Origin of the sequence: Collimonas sp. NPDC087041 (genome assembly GCF_044745265.1) — a bacterium.
GTDB lineage: Bacteria > Pseudomonadota > Gammaproteobacteria > Burkholderiales > Burkholderiaceae_D > Collimonas.
The window spans coordinates 199,829-216,988 of record NZ_JBIUZX010000004.1; the positions used below are offsets into that span (position 1 = coordinate 199,829).

16 protein-coding genes are annotated in these 17,160 nt (G+C 59.8%); all 16 read right to left on the bottom strand.

Annotated features, from left to right (window positions below; translation table 11 throughout):
- Positions 1–6 precede the first annotated feature (6 nt).
- Positions 7–750 (bottom strand): dethiobiotin synthase, encoded by a 744-nt coding sequence (gene bioD / locus ACIPF8_RS09225; protein ID WP_400419921.1) that lies wholly within the window; start codon positions 748–750, stop codon positions 7–9.
- Positions 743–2,122: an adenosylmethionine--8-amino-7-oxononanoate transaminase gene (gene bioA / locus ACIPF8_RS09230; protein WP_400419924.1), complete on the bottom strand. Its 1,380-nt coding sequence runs from the start codon at positions 2,120–2,122 to the stop codon at positions 743–745. Before bioA ends, bioD begins: the two co-directional genes overlap by 8 nt.
- Positions 2,115–3,323, bottom strand: coding sequence for an 8-amino-7-oxononanoate synthase (gene bioF / locus ACIPF8_RS09235; protein WP_400419927.1), 1,209 nt, complete (start codon positions 3,321–3,323; stop codon positions 2,115–2,117). The genes bioA and bioF overlap by 8 nt, the downstream gene beginning before the upstream one ends.
- Positions 3,316–4,593, bottom strand: coding sequence for a cytochrome P450 (locus tag ACIPF8_RS09240; protein WP_400419930.1), 1,278 nt, complete (start codon positions 4,591–4,593; stop codon positions 3,316–3,318). The genes bioF and ACIPF8_RS09240 overlap by 8 nt, the downstream gene beginning before the upstream one ends.
- A gap of 74 nt (positions 4,594–4,667) precedes the next feature.
- On the bottom strand, positions 4,668–5,453 hold the full coding sequence (locus tag ACIPF8_RS09245) for an enoyl-CoA hydratase/isomerase family protein (protein ID WP_400419932.1): 786 nt from the start codon (positions 5,451–5,453) through the stop codon (positions 4,668–4,670).
- Entirely contained in the window at positions 5,450–5,965 is a 516-nt protein-coding gene (locus ACIPF8_RS09250; RefSeq protein WP_400419935.1) for a DinB family protein, read from the bottom strand. Before ACIPF8_RS09250 ends, ACIPF8_RS09245 begins: the two co-directional genes overlap by 4 nt.
- Positions 5,962–6,876 carry a dienelactone hydrolase family protein gene (locus ACIPF8_RS09255; RefSeq protein WP_400419938.1) on the bottom strand — a complete coding sequence of 305 codons (915 nt, stop codon included), beginning with the start codon at positions 6,874–6,876 and terminating at the stop codon, positions 5,962–5,964. Before ACIPF8_RS09255 ends, ACIPF8_RS09250 begins: the two co-directional genes overlap by 4 nt.
- A gap of 28 nt (positions 6,877–6,904) precedes the next feature.
- Positions 6,905–7,780 (bottom strand): hypothetical protein, encoded by an 876-nt coding sequence (locus ACIPF8_RS09260; protein WP_400419941.1) that lies wholly within the window; start codon positions 7,778–7,780, stop codon positions 6,905–6,907.
- Positions 7,781–7,839: 59 nt separating this feature from the next.
- Positions 7,840–8,391, bottom strand: coding sequence for a hypothetical protein (locus ACIPF8_RS09265; RefSeq protein ID WP_400419944.1), 552 nt, complete (start codon positions 8,389–8,391; stop codon positions 7,840–7,842).
- Between the two features lie 34 nt (positions 8,392–8,425).
- The gene (locus tag ACIPF8_RS09270) at positions 8,426–10,048 is read right to left on the bottom strand and encodes a carboxyl transferase domain-containing protein (RefSeq protein ID WP_400419946.1); all 1,623 of its coding nucleotides are present in this window, start codon (positions 10,046–10,048) and stop codon (positions 8,426–8,428) included.
- Between the two features lie 33 nt (positions 10,049–10,081).
- The gene (locus tag ACIPF8_RS09275; protein WP_400419949.1) at positions 10,082–11,776 is read right to left on the bottom strand and encodes an AMP-binding protein; all 1,695 of its coding nucleotides are present in this window, start codon (positions 11,774–11,776) and stop codon (positions 10,082–10,084) included.
- Positions 11,777–11,815: 39 nt separating this feature from the next.
- Positions 11,816–12,229, bottom strand: coding sequence for a YchJ family protein (locus ACIPF8_RS09280; protein ID WP_400419952.1), 414 nt, complete (start codon positions 12,227–12,229; stop codon positions 11,816–11,818).
- Positions 12,226–12,831 (bottom strand): 2-hydroxychromene-2-carboxylate isomerase, encoded by a 606-nt coding sequence (locus ACIPF8_RS09285; protein WP_400419955.1) that lies wholly within the window; start codon positions 12,829–12,831, stop codon positions 12,226–12,228. Before ACIPF8_RS09285 ends, ACIPF8_RS09280 begins: the two co-directional genes overlap by 4 nt.
- 154 nt (positions 12,832–12,985) lie before the next feature.
- Positions 12,986–14,182, bottom strand: a complete 1,197-nt coding sequence (locus tag ACIPF8_RS09290) for an acetyl-CoA C-acetyltransferase (RefSeq protein ID WP_061534984.1) — start codon at positions 14,180–14,182, stop codon at positions 12,986–12,988.
- A gap of 236 nt (positions 14,183–14,418) precedes the next feature.
- Entirely contained in the window at positions 14,419–16,194 is a 1,776-nt protein-coding gene (gene aceK, locus ACIPF8_RS09295) for a bifunctional isocitrate dehydrogenase kinase/phosphatase (protein WP_400420539.1), read from the bottom strand.
- The gene (locus tag ACIPF8_RS09300) at positions 16,194–17,135 is read right to left on the bottom strand and encodes a pyridoxal-phosphate dependent enzyme (protein ID WP_400419958.1); all 942 of its coding nucleotides are present in this window, start codon (positions 17,133–17,135) and stop codon (positions 16,194–16,196) included. Before ACIPF8_RS09300 ends, aceK begins: the two co-directional genes overlap by 1 nt.
- Positions 17,136–17,160 lie beyond the last annotated feature (25 nt).

The following is a 17,160-nucleotide window of genomic DNA, read 5'->3' on the forward strand; positions in this document are numbered from 1 at the left end:
ATAGGGTTAAGAGTGAATGCCGGATGGCAGCGGCCAACCCGGCAAACATGAAAAATCCAGATGATCGGCGGCGGCCTTGACCAGCGCCTTGGCAGGTAACTCGGGCATGCGCGGCACGCGGCCCAGGAACGGTGCCTGGATGCGGCTCTTCAGCGCCGCGATATTGGCGTCGCCGTTAAGCATCGCGGCATCCACCGTATTGGCGACCCAGCCGGCAAGCTGCAGTCCGCGCGCGGCGATTGCCTCGACGGTCAACATGGCATGGTTGATACAGCCGAGCCGCAGGCCCACCACCAGCACCACCGGCAAGCCGAGCTGCTGCGCCAGGTCGGCGGTATCGTGTTTATCGTTGAGCGGCACGCGGAAACCGCCGACGCCTTCTACCACCACGGCATCAGCCAGGCCGGTGAGCTGTCTATAACAGGTCAGGATATGTTCCAGTTCGATCGTCCGCTGTTCCTGCGCTGCGGCGATATGCGGCGCGGTCGGTTGACGCAGCAAAAACGGCGTCGTCAATTCCTGCGGCAATGCCACGCTGGCTTCCGCCGCCAGGACATCCGCATCATCGTTATGCCAGACGCCATCGCGCAGTTCGGCGCCAGCGGCGACCGGCTTCATGCCGGCGCTGCGGACGCCGGTCTTGGTGAGTGCGTGCAACATCGCACCGGCAATCAATGTCTTGCCGATTTCAGTGTCGGTGCCGGCAATGAACCAGGCTGCCTTGAAAGAGTCTGTGGTTTGATCAATCATTGCCGACCACGCTTTCAAAAACCGCAGCGGTACGTGTCGCCAGCAAATCGATTTCCTCATCGTCGAGGATGTACGGCGGCATCAGGTAGACGGTCTTGCCGATCGGCCGCAACAACAATTCCTGTTCCACCGCGCTGGCAAAAAAGCGCCGCGAAAAAGTCGCCGCCTGCGCCTTGTTGTCGATTACCGCATCGAATGCCCAGATCATGCCCTGCTGGCGGAAATGCCGCACTTTCGCATGCTGCGCCAACGGCGCCAGCGCGGCGGTAATACGCTGCGCGCGCTGGCGGTTGGTGTTGATCACATCGTCTTCGTCGAAGATCGCCAGCGTCGCCAACGCAGCGCGACAAGCCAGCGGGTTGCCGGTGTAGGAATGCGAGTGCAGGAAGCCGCGCGCCAGATCGTTATCGTAGAACGCCTGGTAGATTTCATCGCGCGTCATCACCAGCGACAATGGAAGATATCCGCCACTGATGCCTTTCGACAGGCACAGGAAATCCGGCCAGATCGGCGCCTCGCCAGCAGCTGCGGCTTGTTCGGATGCGAAGAAAGTGCCGGTGCGGCCGCAGCCGACGGCGATTTCGTCAAAAATCAGATGAACCTTGTAGCGATCGCATAATGCGCGCAGATCGCGTAAATAGACCGGATCGTGCATCGCCATGCCGGTGGCGCATTGCACCAGCGGTTCGATGATGATGGCGGCGATATGGCTGGAGCGCTGCTGCAGCAACTTCTCCAGCGTCGCGGCGGCGCGGCGCGCCACATCGGCGGCAGTCTCGCCGTCGCGCGCGGCACGGGCATCGGGCGACGCCACCACGTGCGCCTGGCGCAGCAACGGGCCGTAGGCATCGCGAAACAGCGGCACATCGGTCACTGCCAGCGCGCCGATGGTTTCACCGTGATAGCTGCCCTTGAGGCAAACGAATTCCTGCTTGTCGGCATAGCCGGCGTTGCGCCACGCATGAAAACTCATCTTCAGTGCGATCTCGACCGCCGAAGCGCCATCAGACGCATAGAAACAGTGTCCCAATACATTGCCGGTGCGCGCCGCCAGTTGTTCCGACAACTGCACCACCGGTTCGTGCGTGAAGCCGGCCAGCATCGCATGCTCAAGTTGATCGAGTTGATCCTTCAACGCAGCATTGATGCGCGGATTGGCATGGCCGAACAGATTGACCCACCAGGAGCTGATCCCGTCCAGATAACGCTTGCCGTCGGTGTCGTACAGCCAGGCGCCGCGGCCGCGGCCGACCGCAATCAGCGGCACCGTTTCATGGTGCTGCATCTGGGTGCACGGATGCCAGACACTGGCCAGGCTACGCCGGACCAGCTCCGATTGCGGTGCGGGGAGATTTTTTTCAGATTTATTCAATTACATTCCTTGTCATGCCTCGCGCTGACGCGTCGGCATTATTCGCAGCCAGCGCATGCAACGCGCTCGCCAGCTGGTCTACTTGTTCGATACTGTGTGCCGCCGACAACGAAATGCGCAAACGCGCAGTACCCTTCGGCACCGTCGGCGGACGGATTGCCGGCACCCAGATGCCTTGCTCGCGCAAGCCTTCCATCAGGTCCAGCGCCAGTTGGTTATCTTCGACGATCAAAGCCTGCACCGCGGTCTCGGATGGCAGCAGCGGCCACGGCAAACCAGCCAGGCCGCTGCGCAAACGTGCAATCAGTTCACGCAGATGCTGATGCCGCCAATCTTCGTCCTGCATCACCTTGACGGCCGCCAACAAGGCGCTCGCCAGCAACGGTGGGCTGGCAGTAGTGAACACGTAGGTCCGCGCGCGTTGCAGCAGCCATTCAATCAGTAGCGCATCGCCGGCAACGAAAGCACCGGCGACGCCGGCGGCCTTGCCCAAGGTCCCCATGTACAGGATGCGTTGCGACTGGATGCCGAAATGCGCCAGGCTGCCGCGTCCCTGCGGCCCCAGCACGCCGAAACCGTGAGCATCGTCGACCAGCATCCAGGCATCGTATTTTTCGCACAGGGCCAGCAGTTCCGGCAACGGCGCAATATCGCCATCCATGCTGAAGATCGCATCGGTGACAATCAGTTTGCGCGGGCTGCTGCTCTTGGCCAGCAACTGTTCCAGGCGCGCCACATCGGCATGCGGATAAATACGGAACTGCGCGCCGGACAAGCGTGCGCCGTCGATCAGGCAGGCATGGTTCAGACGGTCCGAGAACACCACATCGCCAGGGCCGACCAGTGCCGGGATGGTTCCCATGTTGGCCATGTAGCCGGTCGAAAAATGCAAGGCGCGCGGCATGCCGACGAAAGCCGCCAATGCCTGTTCCAACTCCTCGACCACGCTGGTGTGGCCGCTGATCAGCGCCGATGCGCTGGCGCCGACGCCGTATTTTTCCAGTCCGGCTGCGGCTGCCGCATGTAATGCAGGATGATTCGCCAAACCGAGATAATCGTTGCTGCAAAATGCCAGGTACTGGCGGCCGTCGACATCCAGCAACGGCCCTTGCGGACCGTCAACGATACGACGCTTGCGCAGCAGCTTCTGTTCTTGCAATGCGGCCAGCTGCTCGCGAATCTGATTCAGCAACTCAGGCATAGTGGACTTCCGCCGTTTGTACATGCGCCGCCGGCGATGGCCGCGCAAATTGCAACGGCAAGCGGTTCAAGCTGCGATATACCGCGTTCTCGCCCCAGGATTGCGTGTCGCCGACCAATCCCAGTTGCGGCAGGCGCTGCATTACGCTGCGCATCGCAATTTCCGCTTCCAGATAAGTCAACGTGGCGCCGATACAGACATGCGGGCCGTAACCGAAAGACAGATGCGCACCTTCGTTGCGGCGAATATCGAGCCGGTCCGGATCGGTAAACTTGGCCGGGTCGTGATTGGCCGCGCCGATCAGCGGAATCACCAGGTCGCCCTTCTTCATGACCTGGCCATGCATCTCGACATCGACCTTGAGGCGACGGCCGGTATATTGCACCGGGCTGTCGAAACGCAGCAATTCCTTCAACGCGGATGGCAGCAAGGATGGCTCTGCTTGCAGCGCCTGCCATTGCTGCGGATGCTGCAGCAACGCCAGCATGCCGTTGCCGAGCAGGTTACGCGTGGTTTCATGGCCGGCGAACAGCAGCGTGCAGCATTGCGCCAGCAATTCCTTGGTGGTGATGATGCCGCCGCTGGCTTCGGCGCGGATCAGCTGGCTCATCAAATCGTCGCCAAGGGCTGCCCGGCGCTGCGGCAGCAGTTGGCGGAAATATTCGTTCATCGCGATCAGGCTGACCTGGGCGCGCCGGGCAATTTCCAGCGTCGGCGTCGGGCTGCCGATGAAGGCGGCGATGTCGTCGGACCAGGCGACAAATTCGCTGCGATCTTCGGCGGCGATGCCGAGCATGCTGGCAATCACCAGCGCCGGCAGCGGGCGGGCGAAATCGCGCATGAAGTCAAACTGAGCAAATTCAGCAAACTGTCCGGTGCCGACAGCGGCCTTCGCCAACACGTCGTCCAGCAGACGAGTGACGATGGTCTGGATCTGCGGCGCCAATTCCTGCAACGCTGCCGGTTTGAAGCCGGCGTTCATCACCTGGCGCAGGCGGGTGTGCTGTGGCGCATCGACGAACAGCAGCGAGCGCGAAAAAATGCGCTTGAATTCACGGAGTTCAGTCAATGCCCCCGGTCCGCTGCTATTCGCCCAGCCGCCGGCGCGCCGCACCGAGAAGCGCGGATCGCGCAGCACGGCGGCGACATCGGCATGGCCGGTGAGCAGCCAGGCGCCGCCGCAGAACTCGGGGCTCCAATGCAGCGGCCCTTCGGCACGCAGCGCGTGGTACGCGGGGTAAGGATCGTTCAAAAATGCTTCGTTAATCATTTAATATTGTTTCCAGCACTCGCGTCGGCAAAATCGCCTCCGCAAGAACGAGATTGTATGTGATCGCGACGCAATCACTGTAGCCAGGACGGTTTACGCTTCTCCAGGAAGGCGCGCACGCCCTCCCGGCCTTCGACAGAAGCACGGATCTTGGCGATATCTTCCACGGTATCGGCGATCAGCGTTTCCGTCAGTGGCTGGCCGGCAATCGCCCGCACCAGGCGCTTGGCTTCGGTGACGGCGTTGGGGCTGGCCGCCAATAACGCCTTGAGCAGCTGGTTCACGGATTCATCCAGTGTTTCCGCTGCGACAACTTCATGCACCAGCCCATGCCGCTGTGCGGTTTCTGCCGAAAAGCGCTCGGCGGTAATGAAATAGCGGCGCGCGGCCGATTCGCCGATCGACTTGATGACGTAAGGCGAGATGGTAGCCGGGATCAGGCCGATTTTCACTTCCGACAGGCAGAACTGGGCGCTATCCACGGCAACCACGATATCGCATGCCGACACCAGCCCCAAGCCGCCTGCATAGCAATCGCCCTGTACTTTGGCGATCACCGGCTTCGGACATTGGTAAATGGTGCGCAGCATCGTCGCCAGCTGGGCGGCGTCGGCGCGATTCTGCTCCGGCGTGTAATCCGCCATCGCCTTCATCCAGTTGAGATCGCCGCCGGCGCAGAACGCTGCGCCATTCGCCGCCAGCACGATGGCGCGTACCTCGGCGCTGCCGCCCAGGTCCAGGAAAGCGTGGGTAATTTCCGCAATCATGGTTTCATTGAAGGCATTGCGCACTTCGGGCCGGTTGAGCACGATGGTGGCTACCTGTGCCGCGCGTTGTATAGTCAAAGTCTGGTAAGTCATTTGTTCATCTCCGCTTGCTGCGTTGCCACCGCCAAGTAAATAAAATCCAGTTCCGGACACGCGTAACCCATGGCGGTCAGCGCCGCAGTGATCTGGCCGCGATGGTGGGTGGCGTGGTTGAAAACGTGGCCGAGCACCGCCGTCAGCGGCGCCGCAGCCGAAGCGCCGGTTGCCCGGGTGTATTGCAGATTGCCGGAATAATCCCGTTGCGGATCGCTCGACAGCCATGCGCCCCAATGTTGCGAGGCGTCGGCCACGGCGCGCGCCAGGAGATCGCGCCGGCTTTCCAATTCGGTATCCAGCGCCATTTTCAGCGAAATGCCATCGGCAATGCGTGAATACCAATGGCGCTCACTGACCAGCATATGGTTCAAAGTGCCATGTATCGAATGAAAAAACAGACCGCAATCGCGACGATAATCTTCCTCGTTGATGGCAGCAATCTGTTCGAGCAATTTCTCGGTGGCCCACACATGGTAGCGCGCCAGCGATTCAAAATAAGCTTGCATCATTTTTTCAATGGCTCCGCAGGAAATCCGTTACGGTCCAGGAAATCGGCCACGACCGGCTCCCAGATGCTGAGTCCGCCGGCGAACAGCGTGTGTCCGTTCTTGGCAAATGGCGGCAGCAATTTGTATTCGGCCTGTCCGCCCGCCTTGTTGAAAGCGGCCTGCCAGGCCTGGCTGTATTTCGGCCCAAAATACAGGTCGTTCTCGGTGTAGATCCAGAGCATCGGCACCTTGGTGGTCTTGCCGAATTGCGCGTACATGCTTTCCAGTTTATCGCCCTGGCAAGGCACGCCAGGATGGGCGACCGGATCACCGCCGGCGCCGCCGGCAAAATTGATCGCCGCCACCAGCCCCGCCGGATTCCTGGCCGCAGTCGCAGTGGTCGTATAGCCGCCGACCGATTGGCCGACCAGCAACACGCGTTGCGGATTCACGTAAGGCTGCTGCTTGGCGAAATCGAGAACCGCCAGCACTTCGGTAGATGCGGCATCGGCCATCGGCCCATAGTCTTTCTGGTTGCAGCTGCCGCTATCCTCGGGATCGGGATCGACACCGGCCTCGCCGTAGCCAAGGCGGGTCGGTACGAACACGGCAAACCCGCGCTCTATGAAAAAACGCGCCTGCTGGGTATACCGGAAACGCGGTGGCGTGGCGCGATTCTCGCCGCTACGGCCATGACTGATGATGACGATCGGAAACGGCCCAGCTCCGGCCGGCTTGAACTGCGTCACCGTGACATTACCGCTAACGCTGCGGCCATACAGGTTCTTGACCGTCACCGGCAGCTTGATGACCGCTTCGTTCAAATCCTGCGCCAAGGCCTGCGCGGCGGCATGGCCGGACCACGCGCTGAGCGCAATACATGAGCATCCCAGCGCATGACGCGCTGCCCAACTGGCTGATGACGGTTTCATTTTTTTCATGATGATTGTTTGGCTACACTCATTCACCTGCCAGCGCTGCGGCAGTTCCCGGCGTCGATCGCGGCGCCGGCAAGGCGGCGGCGCTGGCCCGATACACCACGGTGCTGTCGATCGCATACAACTGGCAGTTCCTGCCGCTCAGGTTGTAGCAAAGTTGCAAGGCGCGCACCGCAGGATCCCTTGGCAAATTCTGGTCGGGCGGATTGCCCCAGGTTTGCGTCCAATGACCGTCTTCGGCAATGACAAAAGCCTTGGTACCAACTCTGGTCAACCACAGTTGATAGGCTTCACGGCCCTGCTGATCCAGAAACGGTATGTGCCGGGAGTCGCTGATATCGGCAAAACCGGATGCTGGCGGAAACAAGCGCGCTTCCGACGGCGCCGGCGCGGCGGCGACACCGGCAGGAACGCTGGCAATACGGTCGATCTTGCCCAGCCTGGCTTTGAGATCGACGACTGCGCGCGTGGCCCCCGCATGGCATTCATATTGGGTCGGGCTATTCATCACCGCCAGGCGATCGTAGTAACTGACAATGCCGACCAGCGCGTTGGCGTTCCTGGCGCGTGCCTGCTGCACCAGGTCAAGCAAGGCATTTTGCAAGGCAAGTTTGCAGACATCCGAGTCGTCGCTTCTGACTGCGCGATAGTTGGGCTTGGCCTCGCCTCTGACGTAAATTTCATCCGACAACAAGCTCGTGCCGTCCGGTATCGCTGCGCCGAAGATGATCGACATGTCGCTACCGACAGCCCGCTGGACTACCTTCTGCGCAAATACCGGTTCAACCGGCAGCAGTAACTTGGTATTGCGCGCTTGCGCCGCCGTCGGCCAGAACCCGTTCGCCAGCACGCAGGCAAACGCCAGCCCGAGACAGCTTCTTCTTGAAAAATCGATCATTCCCATTTGCCCCTTGGTGATTGCGTTTCGCTGCTCCCGGCTTGTCGATGCGTGTCGCATCAATTTGCCTTCGGCGCCGGTGCGTCGGACAAGCCGTCGATCTTGGCCAGCTTCGCTTTCAGGTCAACCACCGCGCGGGTTGTGCCAGCGTGGCACTCATACTGGGTCGGGCTGTCCATGACGGTGGCATGGTTGTAGTTGCTGACGATGCCAACCACTGCATTGGCGCCCTGCGCGCGTGCCTGGCCTATCAGTTTGACCATCGCCTTGCGGAAAGCCTGTTGGCAAATCGCCTCATCCTCGTAACCATGCCTGAAACTCGGTTGGACCTCGCCCCTGGCCTGGATGTCCTGCGACACGAACTTCAACCCTTGCGGCACTGCCGCCTCACCGAAGATGATGACCATATCGTCATCGTCGCCCTTGTGCGCCGCTACCTGGCCCGCCGGCTGCGGCTGTGCTTGCGCCTGCGCCGTTTTCGGCGGCACAACTGTATCGATCGGCAGCAGCAACCTGGTGTTGCGCGCCTGCGCGGTTCCTTGCCAGCAGATGGCCGCCAGCGCGCAAGTCAGCACCAATGCCAATTGCGATTTCTTCGTGAGTTTATGCATTTTATTTTTATCCCTGTTGATGCGTATTGTTGAGTTACATGCGGAATACACCGAACTTCGTTTCAGCGATCGGCGCATTCAGCGCCGCGCTCAGACCCAGGCCCAGCACCCTGCGCGTATCGGCCGGATCGATCACGCCGTCGTCCCACAAACGCGCCGACGCGTAATACGGATGACCCTGGTGCTCATACTGATCGCGGATCGGCTTCTTGAACGCCTCTTCCTCATCGGCGCTCCAGCTACCGCCCTTGCCTTCAATACCATCGCGCTTGACGGTCGCCAGGACGCCGGCGGCCTGTTCGCCACCCATCACCGAAATCCGTGCGTTCGGCCACATCCACAGGAAACGCGGCGAATAGGCGCGGCCGCACATGCCGTAATTGCCGGCGCCGAAACTACCGCCGATGATCACCGTCAGCTTCGGCACCGAGGTGGTCGCCACCGCAGTCACCATCTTGGCGCCATTGCGTGCGATGCCTTCATTTTCGTAACGACGACCAACCATGAAGCCGGTGATGTTTTGCAGGAACACCAGCGGGATCTTGCGTTGCGAGCACAGCTCGATGAAGTGCGTGCCTTTCAAGGCCGCTTCTGAAAACAGGATGCCGTTGTTGGCGATGATGCCGACCGGCATGCCGTAGATATGTGCAAAGCCGCAGATCAGCGTAGTGCCGTAACGCGCCTTGAATTCGTCGAACTCACTGCCGTCGACCACGCGCGCAATCACTTCGCGCACATCGAAAGGCTTGCGGGTATCGAGCGGAATCACGCCGTACAATTCCTGCGCCGGATACTTTGGCTCGACCACCGGACGCAATAGCGGACCTTGCGGTTTCTGGCGGTTCAGGTTGGAGACGATGGTGCGCGCCAGCGACAGCGCGTGCGTGTCGTTCTGCGCCAGGTGATCCGCCACGCCGGACAGGCGCGTGTGTACATCGCCGCCGCCGAGGTCTTCGGCGCTGACCACTTCACCAGTAGCTGCCTTCACCAGCGGTGGACCGGCCAGGAAAATCGTGCCTTGGTTCTTGACGATAATCGATTCGTCGCTCATCGCCGGCACATATGCGCCGCCTGCTGTGCACGAACCCATCACCACGGCGATTTGCGGGATGCCCTTGGCCGACAGGTTGGCCTGGTTGAAGAAGATGCGGCCGAAGTGATCGCGATCCGGGAATACTTCATCCTGATTAGGCAGGTTGGCGCCGCCGCTGTCGACCAGGTAAATGCAAGGCAGGTTGTTCTGCTCGGCGATTTCCTGCGCCCGCAAATGCTTCTTCACGCTCAGCGGATAGTAGGTGCCGCCCTTGACGGTAGCGTCGTTGCAGACGATCACGCATTCCTGGCCGGCGATGCGGCCGATGCCGGTAATCACGCCGGCAGCCGGCGCGGCATCGCTGCCATCCTTGTCCTTGTAGACGTGATAGGCAGCCAACTGGGAAAATTCGAGGAACGGTGTGCCCGGATCGAGCAGCATCTGCACCCGTTCGCGCGGCAGTAGCTTGCCACGTGCGACGTGCTTGGCGCGCGCCGCTTCGCCGCCGCCTTCGGCGATCTGCGCCACCTTCTGCCGCAAATCATCGACCAGCAAATTGAGGGCGTTGGCATTCTGCTGGAATTCTTCGCTGCGCGGATTCAGCTTGCTTTCTAACTGGGGCATTGCAATGTCCTTTGTGTCTTGTATTTTGAATTATTATGCGGTGCGGATATCGTTGAGCTTGAGCTCGTCCTTCATCGCTTCGCGAATCTTGAATTTCTGTATCTTGCCGGTTACCGTCATCGGGAAAGCGTCGACAAAACGGATGTAGCGCGGCACCTTGTAGTGCGCGATCTGGCCCAGGCAGAAATCGCGCACGCCCTGCTCATCCAGCGCCTGGCCTGGCCGTCGGATGATCCATGCGCACAATTCCTCGCCATACTTCTGGTCCGGCAAACCGACCACCTGGACATCCTGGATCGCCGGATGGCGATACAAAAATTCTTCTATCTCGCGCGGATAAATATTCTCACCGCCGCGGATCACCATGTCTTTCATGCGGCCGACGATATTGACGTAGCCTTCGGCATCCATCGTCGCCAGGTCACCGGTGTGCATCCAGCCTTCGTTGTCGATCGCTTCGCGCGTCTTTTCCTCGTCGCCCCAGTAACCGTGCATCACCGAATAACCGTGGGTGCACAACTCGCCGGAACTGCCGATAGGCATGATCTCGCCCGACTCCGGATCAACAATCTTGATCTGCAGATGCGGCTGCACGCAGCCCACCGTCGACACCCGCTTTTCCAGCGGCGTGTCGGTCATGCTTTGGCAGCTGACCGGACTGGTTTCCGTCATGCCGTAGGCAATCGTGATTTCCTCAAGATGCATGTCGCGCACCACGCGCTTCATCACCTCGATCGGACACGGCGAGCCGGCCATGATGCCGGTGCGCAGCGTCGACAAATCGAATTCGGCAAAGCGCGGATGATCGAGCTCGGCAATGAACATGGTGGGCACGCCGTGCAAGCCGGTGCAACGTTCTTCCTGTACCGCCTGCAGCACCGACAGCGGCTCGAAGCCGTCGTTCGGGTAGACGATCGTGGCGCCGTGCGTCAGGCAAGCCAGGTTGCCGAGCACCATGCCGAAGCAGTGGTACAAAGGCACTGGAATGCAGAGCCGGTCCTGCGCAGTCAGCTTCATCGCTTCGCCGATGAAAAAACCGTTGTTCAGGATGTTGCGATGAGTCAGCGTCGCCCCTTTGGGGAAACCGGTGGTGCCGCTGGTGAATTGGATATTGATCGGATCGCTGGCTTGTAGGGTGTTTCCAAGCTGTGCCAACTGCGGATCGGACGGATCGCCGCCGGCGATGAAATCCCTGAAGCGCAACATGCCAGGCACGTCGTCGCGGCCAAGCTGGATCACCGTCTTCAATGTCGGCAGACGCGCGGCTTGCAATGCGCCCGGCGTCGCGTGCTGCAATTCCGGCGCCAATGTGCGGATCATCTCCAGGTAATCGCTGGTCTTGAAACTGGTCATCGAAATCAATGCCTTGCAGCCGACATTGTTCAGCGCGTACTCCAACTCGCTGACCCGATAGGCCGGATTGATGTTGACCAGGATGATGCCGGCGTAAGCCGTCGCCAGTTGCGTCAGCAGCCACTCGGCGTTGTTGTGCGACCAGATGCCGATGCGATCGCCCGGCTGCAGGCCAAGCTTGAGCATGGCGCTGGCCAGGCGCCGGGCTTCGGTCTGCAGCTGCCGATAGCTAAGGCGAACCTGCTGATGGCGTGATACCAGCGCGTCGTTGTCTGCAACGCGCTCCACCATGTCGTCGAAAAAACGGCCGATGGTTTGTTCGATCAGCGGCGTGTCCTGACTGCCGCGGTCGATACTTGAATGCAATTGCGTCATGGTCTTGTCTCCTGTTGGATCTTCTTATGCTTTGCGCAATTATTTTTCTTTGTTTGGAAAACTGCCGTCGACGTAGAACCAGCACAAGCGGTCGTCGCCTCCCGCTTCGCGCTCGCGCAAGAAGCTGCTGACTTCATGCAAGCGCTCTGCGCGGCCGCCGATCTTGTAACGCGCCACGAATTCGACTGTGGCGCTATCGCCGTTCGTCTCGTGCTTGCGCACCTCCAGGCCCAGCCATTTCAGGCCCGCTTCAGCGGTGATCGGTTCAAGCGGGCGCGTCGTCCGGTGCCAGGTTGCCTGCAGATAGTCGCCAAGGTTCATCACATAGGCGCTGTAGCGCGAACGCATCAGCGCTTCGGCGCTCGGCGCCACTGCGTCACCGCTGTGATAACGCCCGCAACACTGCGCATACTTGCCGCCGCCGCATGGGCAATCGATGTTCTTTTCTTTCAAATCTTGCCGTCCCGCAGAAATGCTTCGAGCTGGTCGAAACGATCGAAGCCCCAGAACGCTTCGCCGTCGGCAATCACGAAGGGCGAACCGAACACGCCGCGCGCCATCGCCAAATCAACCTCTGCCTTCAACTGGTTCTTGATCGGCAGGCTGTTGATGCCATCGGTCAGGCCGACGGTATCGATGCCGGCATGGTGGCCGATTTCCAGCAGGTGCATCGGCTCGCCGATGTTGATGCCATCGACAAAATACGCCTTGTAGATCTGCCTGGCGAACTTGATCGCCTTGTCCTCGCCTTGCTTGCCGCGCACCCATAGCACGGCGCGCGCCGCGGCCTGGGTCGATATCGGGAAGGCGCCGGGACGTTTGTACGGAATGCCGTGGAAACGCGCGGTGCGCTCGAAATCATGAAACGCGTAGTCGCCCTTGATCGGCACCTGCACCAGCGGCATCGATCCGGTGGTCTTGAATACCGGACCGAGCAGGATCGGATGCCATTCGACATCGCGCTCGTACTTGGTCGCCAGTTCGTCGATACGGGTGGCCGCGAAATAGCCGTACGGAGAGGAAAAATCAAAGTAGAAGTCGATTGCTGCGGCCATCTTTTTACCTTGTATGAATGAATGCCAATTGTTTAATTCGCAACTCGCAAAATCAAATAGCAAAGATCAGTGGGAATCCGCGGAAACTCCGCGAAGTTTCCACCGACTCACACTGATCCTTTTGCTGCTTGCTACTTAATTAATCGAACGGAGATCAAACCAGTTCGACGGCGATCGCAGTACCTTCACCACCACCGATACACAGCGACGCCACGCCGCGCTTGCCGCCCTTGGCCTTCAACGCACCCAGCAGGGTCACGATGATGCGGGCGCCGGAGGCGCCGATCGGGTGGCCGAGGGCGCAGGCGCCGCCGTGGACGTTGATCTTGTCGTGCGGGATGTTGTGTTCCTTCATCGCTGCCATCGGCACTACCGCAAACGCTTCGTTGATTTCGAACAGGTCGACGTCGCCGCTGGTCCAGCCGGTTTTCTTGTAGAGCTTTTCGATGGCGCCGACCGGTGCAGTCGTGAACCAATCCGGTTCCTGCGAATGGCTGGCATGCGCGACGATGCGGGCAATCGGCGTGCAGCCGAGTTTCTTGGCGGTCGATTCGCGCATCAACACCAGGGCGGCAGCGCCGTCGTTGATCGACGACGACGAAGCGGCGGTAATGGTGCCGTCTTTCTTGAATGCCGCACGCAGCGACGGAATCTTGTCGATCTTGGCTTTTTGCGGGCCTTCGTCCTTGTCGATGACGACTTCGCCGGCGCGGCTGGTGACTGTCACCGGCGCGATTTCCCATTTGAAGGAACCATCAGCGGTGGCGGCTTGCGCGCGTTGCACCGAAGCGATGGCAAATGCATCCTGGTCAGCGCGGCTGAAATGGTACTTGGCGGCGCAATCTTCACCGAAAGTACCCATCGAACGGCCGCCGCCGTTGTCGCCCTTGGAGTAGGCATCTTCCAGGCCGTCCAGCATCATGTGGTCGAGGATCGTGCCGTGGCCGATGCGATAGCCGCCGCGCGCTTTCGGAATCAGGTACGGCGCATTGGTCATCGATTCCATGCCGCCCGCAACTACGACTTCATGGGTGCCAGCCAGCAGGCCGTCGAAAGCAAACATGGTCGCTTGCATGGCCGAGCCGCAAACCTTGGAAATGGTGGCTGCATTGGTGCCGACCGGCAGTCCTGCCTTGATCGTTGCCTGGCGCGCCGGAGCCTGACCCTGGCCGGCTTGCAGCACATTGCCGAACAACACGGCGTCGACCTGTTCCGGCTTCAATCCAGCGCGCTCGACGGCAGCCTTGATGGCGACTGCGCCCAGATCACTGGCATTCAACGCCGAAAAATCACCCTGAAACGCACCCATTGGAGTACGGGCTGCACCGACGATAACGATTGGGTCATTCATGTTGCTTCTCCAGATTACGACAACTTGTAAGCTGTCCCGGGAATTGCTCACGGCTGGCGACTGCGTCGCAGGTGATGGTTCTCGGGACGTCTTTGCTGCCTGGTTAGTGAAAAATAAAACTGCTGCGCTAGATTACGAATTCGGTTGCTGCCATCAACTATGTGCTGCGATTTCCCTGTTTACACTTCACACGCATTTTCACAAGAATTACTTGGGGCCATCCGGGAAAATAGCAATCAGCCGGCTGCCGTGTAGGTAAAACGACATTCTTGCGGATAAGGAAAAACGTCGTCGAAATGCCCCTCCAGGATGTGTTGCTTGCGTTGCTGCCAATATTGCTGGGTTAATAAGTCTGCGTGATGTTTAATGAAGTACTTCTTCACGTTCTGGTTACCGAGTAAAAATACACCGAACTGTTCCGGAAAAACATCGTTCCTGGCAACCGGATACCAAGGCTCGGCGGCCATTTCATCTTCCTCGTTGCGCGGCTGCGGGATCGTGCGGAAATTGCAGTCTGTGATGTATTCAATCTCATCATAGTCGTAAAACACGACCCGATTGTGACGCGTGACCCCAAAATTTTTGTACAACATGTCGCCAGGAAAGATATTCGCCGCGACCAATTCCTTGATAGCGTTACCGTACTCGACCACCCCATGTTCCAGCGCCGCCTGGTCGTCGTTCTTCTCGGCGTTACCCAGGTAGATGTTCAACGGCACCATGCGGCGCTCGATGTACAGGTGCTTGATGATGACTTCGTCGCCCTCTTCTTCAACCACCGACGGCGCCACCAGTTTCAGTTCGGCCAGCAATTCATCGGCAAAACGCGCGCGCGGGAAGGCCACGCTGGAATATTCCAGCGTATCGGCCATGCGGCCGACGCGATCGTGGTGCTTGACCAGCAGGTACTTTTCCTTGACCAGCGCCTTGGTGGTTTCCTTCGGCGCCGGGAAATAATCCTTGATGACCTTGAACACATACGGGAACGACGGCAGCGCAAACACCACCATCACCAGCCCGCGGATCCCCGGCGCGATTTCGAAACGGTCCGAAGAATGCCGCAAATGACGCAGGAAATCGCGATAGAACAATGCCTTGCCGAGCTTCTGCAAACCCAGGATCGTATAGATTTCGCTGCGCGGCTTGTTCGGCAGCAGGGTGCGCAGGAATTGCACATAGGCCGACGGCACTTCCATGTCGACCATGAAATAGGCGCGCGTGAAGGAAAACAGGATGGCCAGAATCTTGTTGTCGAACAGCACCGCGTCCAACACCAGCTTGCCGTCGCGGCCATGCAGGATCGGCACCACGAATGGATATTCGCGCGAGCCGTTGATCATCTTGCCAACGACATAAGCGCCTTTGTTGCGGTAAAACAGGTTCGACAGCACCTGGATCTGGTGATTCGGCTCCGGCGGGATGTCGCCGAACGATGCCCTGATCCGCTCCTCGGCCAGCCCGATATCGCGATCCAGATCGGCAAATGGCCGCTGCAACTGGAAATTGGTAATCAGCCGCTTCAGCGTGTAATGCATGCCGTCCTTCTGCGGGTAGTAAACCCGGTAGGTCGGCAGCGCTTCATCGGTGTCGATGTATTCGGTCGACACTGCCGGCCGCACGAAGATGAAATCGTTATGAAAATAGGTGCGGTGCAGGATGTTGCAGCAGACCGAATTGAAGAACGTCTCGGCCAGTTCGGGTTGCTTATGGTAGGTCAGCATGCCGATGTAGTGCAGCTTTACCTCGCGCCAGACCGCATCGGTCAGGTCGTCCTTGTCGTATTCGTCTTCCAGCGCCTGCACGCATTCGTGCACCCGCGCATCGTAAAAATCGATACGCTCGCGCGCGGCAAGCTGCGCAGTGTTCCAGTCGGCATCTTCAAAATGCTGTTTGGCCAGACGGCTGGCTTCGCGGAACAATCGGTAATGCTTGTCGAAGCCGTCCAAGATCATGCGCGCAGTATCGAAAGCGATCTGCGACGACAATAATTTCGGAAAGCTTGCAGACGTAATCACAGCGAAAAGCGCTCCTTCCAGCCGGCCAAGGCAGCAAGGCTGACGCCGATGCCGCCGCATACCACGATCAACGGCCGCTTGTACGGCGTCAATTCAGGTGGCTGTTGATAGGCCACGGCCAGGGCGGCGCCGCAAGCCGGTTCAACCAGGATCCGCATCTGATCGGCAAACGCCAGGCAAGCACTGACCGCCTGGGCATCGCTGACGGTAACGTTGTGGACCTTGTGCTGCTTGGTCCAGGCAAAGGATTGCGCAGAAACCCGCTTGGCCGCCAGGCTGTTGGCAATCGTATTGATTGCTGGCAGCGTCACCAGTTCGTCAGCGCTCACAGCGGCAGATAGCGAGGCTGCGCCTTCTGTCTCCACTGCTATCAAGGGAATGTGCGCCAGGCCGTTGCGATGCAGGCCCGTCAATACGCCGTTCATCAGGCCACCGCCGCCGACCGCACAGATGACGACATCGAAATCGATCCCGAGTTGCTTTGCCTGCAATACCGCCTCATCGATCAGGGTGGCGTTACCGTCCCAGATATCAGCGTGATCGAATGGTGGAATGTAGATGCTGCCGGGCTGTTCGCACAGGCGCAAAGCATACTGGTTGGCTTCATCCCACAAAGCGCCGTGGACGATCACTTCGGCGCCGATGTCGCGGATGCGCTGGCACACTTCGGCGGAGGTAGTTTCCGGCACCACGATGGTGGTTTTGGTGCCCAGTGCCGCGCCGGCGACTGCCGCCGCAAAGCCGGCGTTGCCGCCCGACGGACACACCAGATGGCCGGCACCGCCGGCCACTGCGCGTTGGCATAACAGGCCAATCCCGCGCAGCTTGAAGGAGCCGGACGGCTGGGTGTTTTCCATCTTCAGCAAAACTTGCTTGTCGAGAGCGACCGAAAGTTGTGGATGCTGCAGTAATGCGGTGTGGATGTGCAGTGAAGTCATGTTCTTGCCGCTGTTGTCTGTTTTT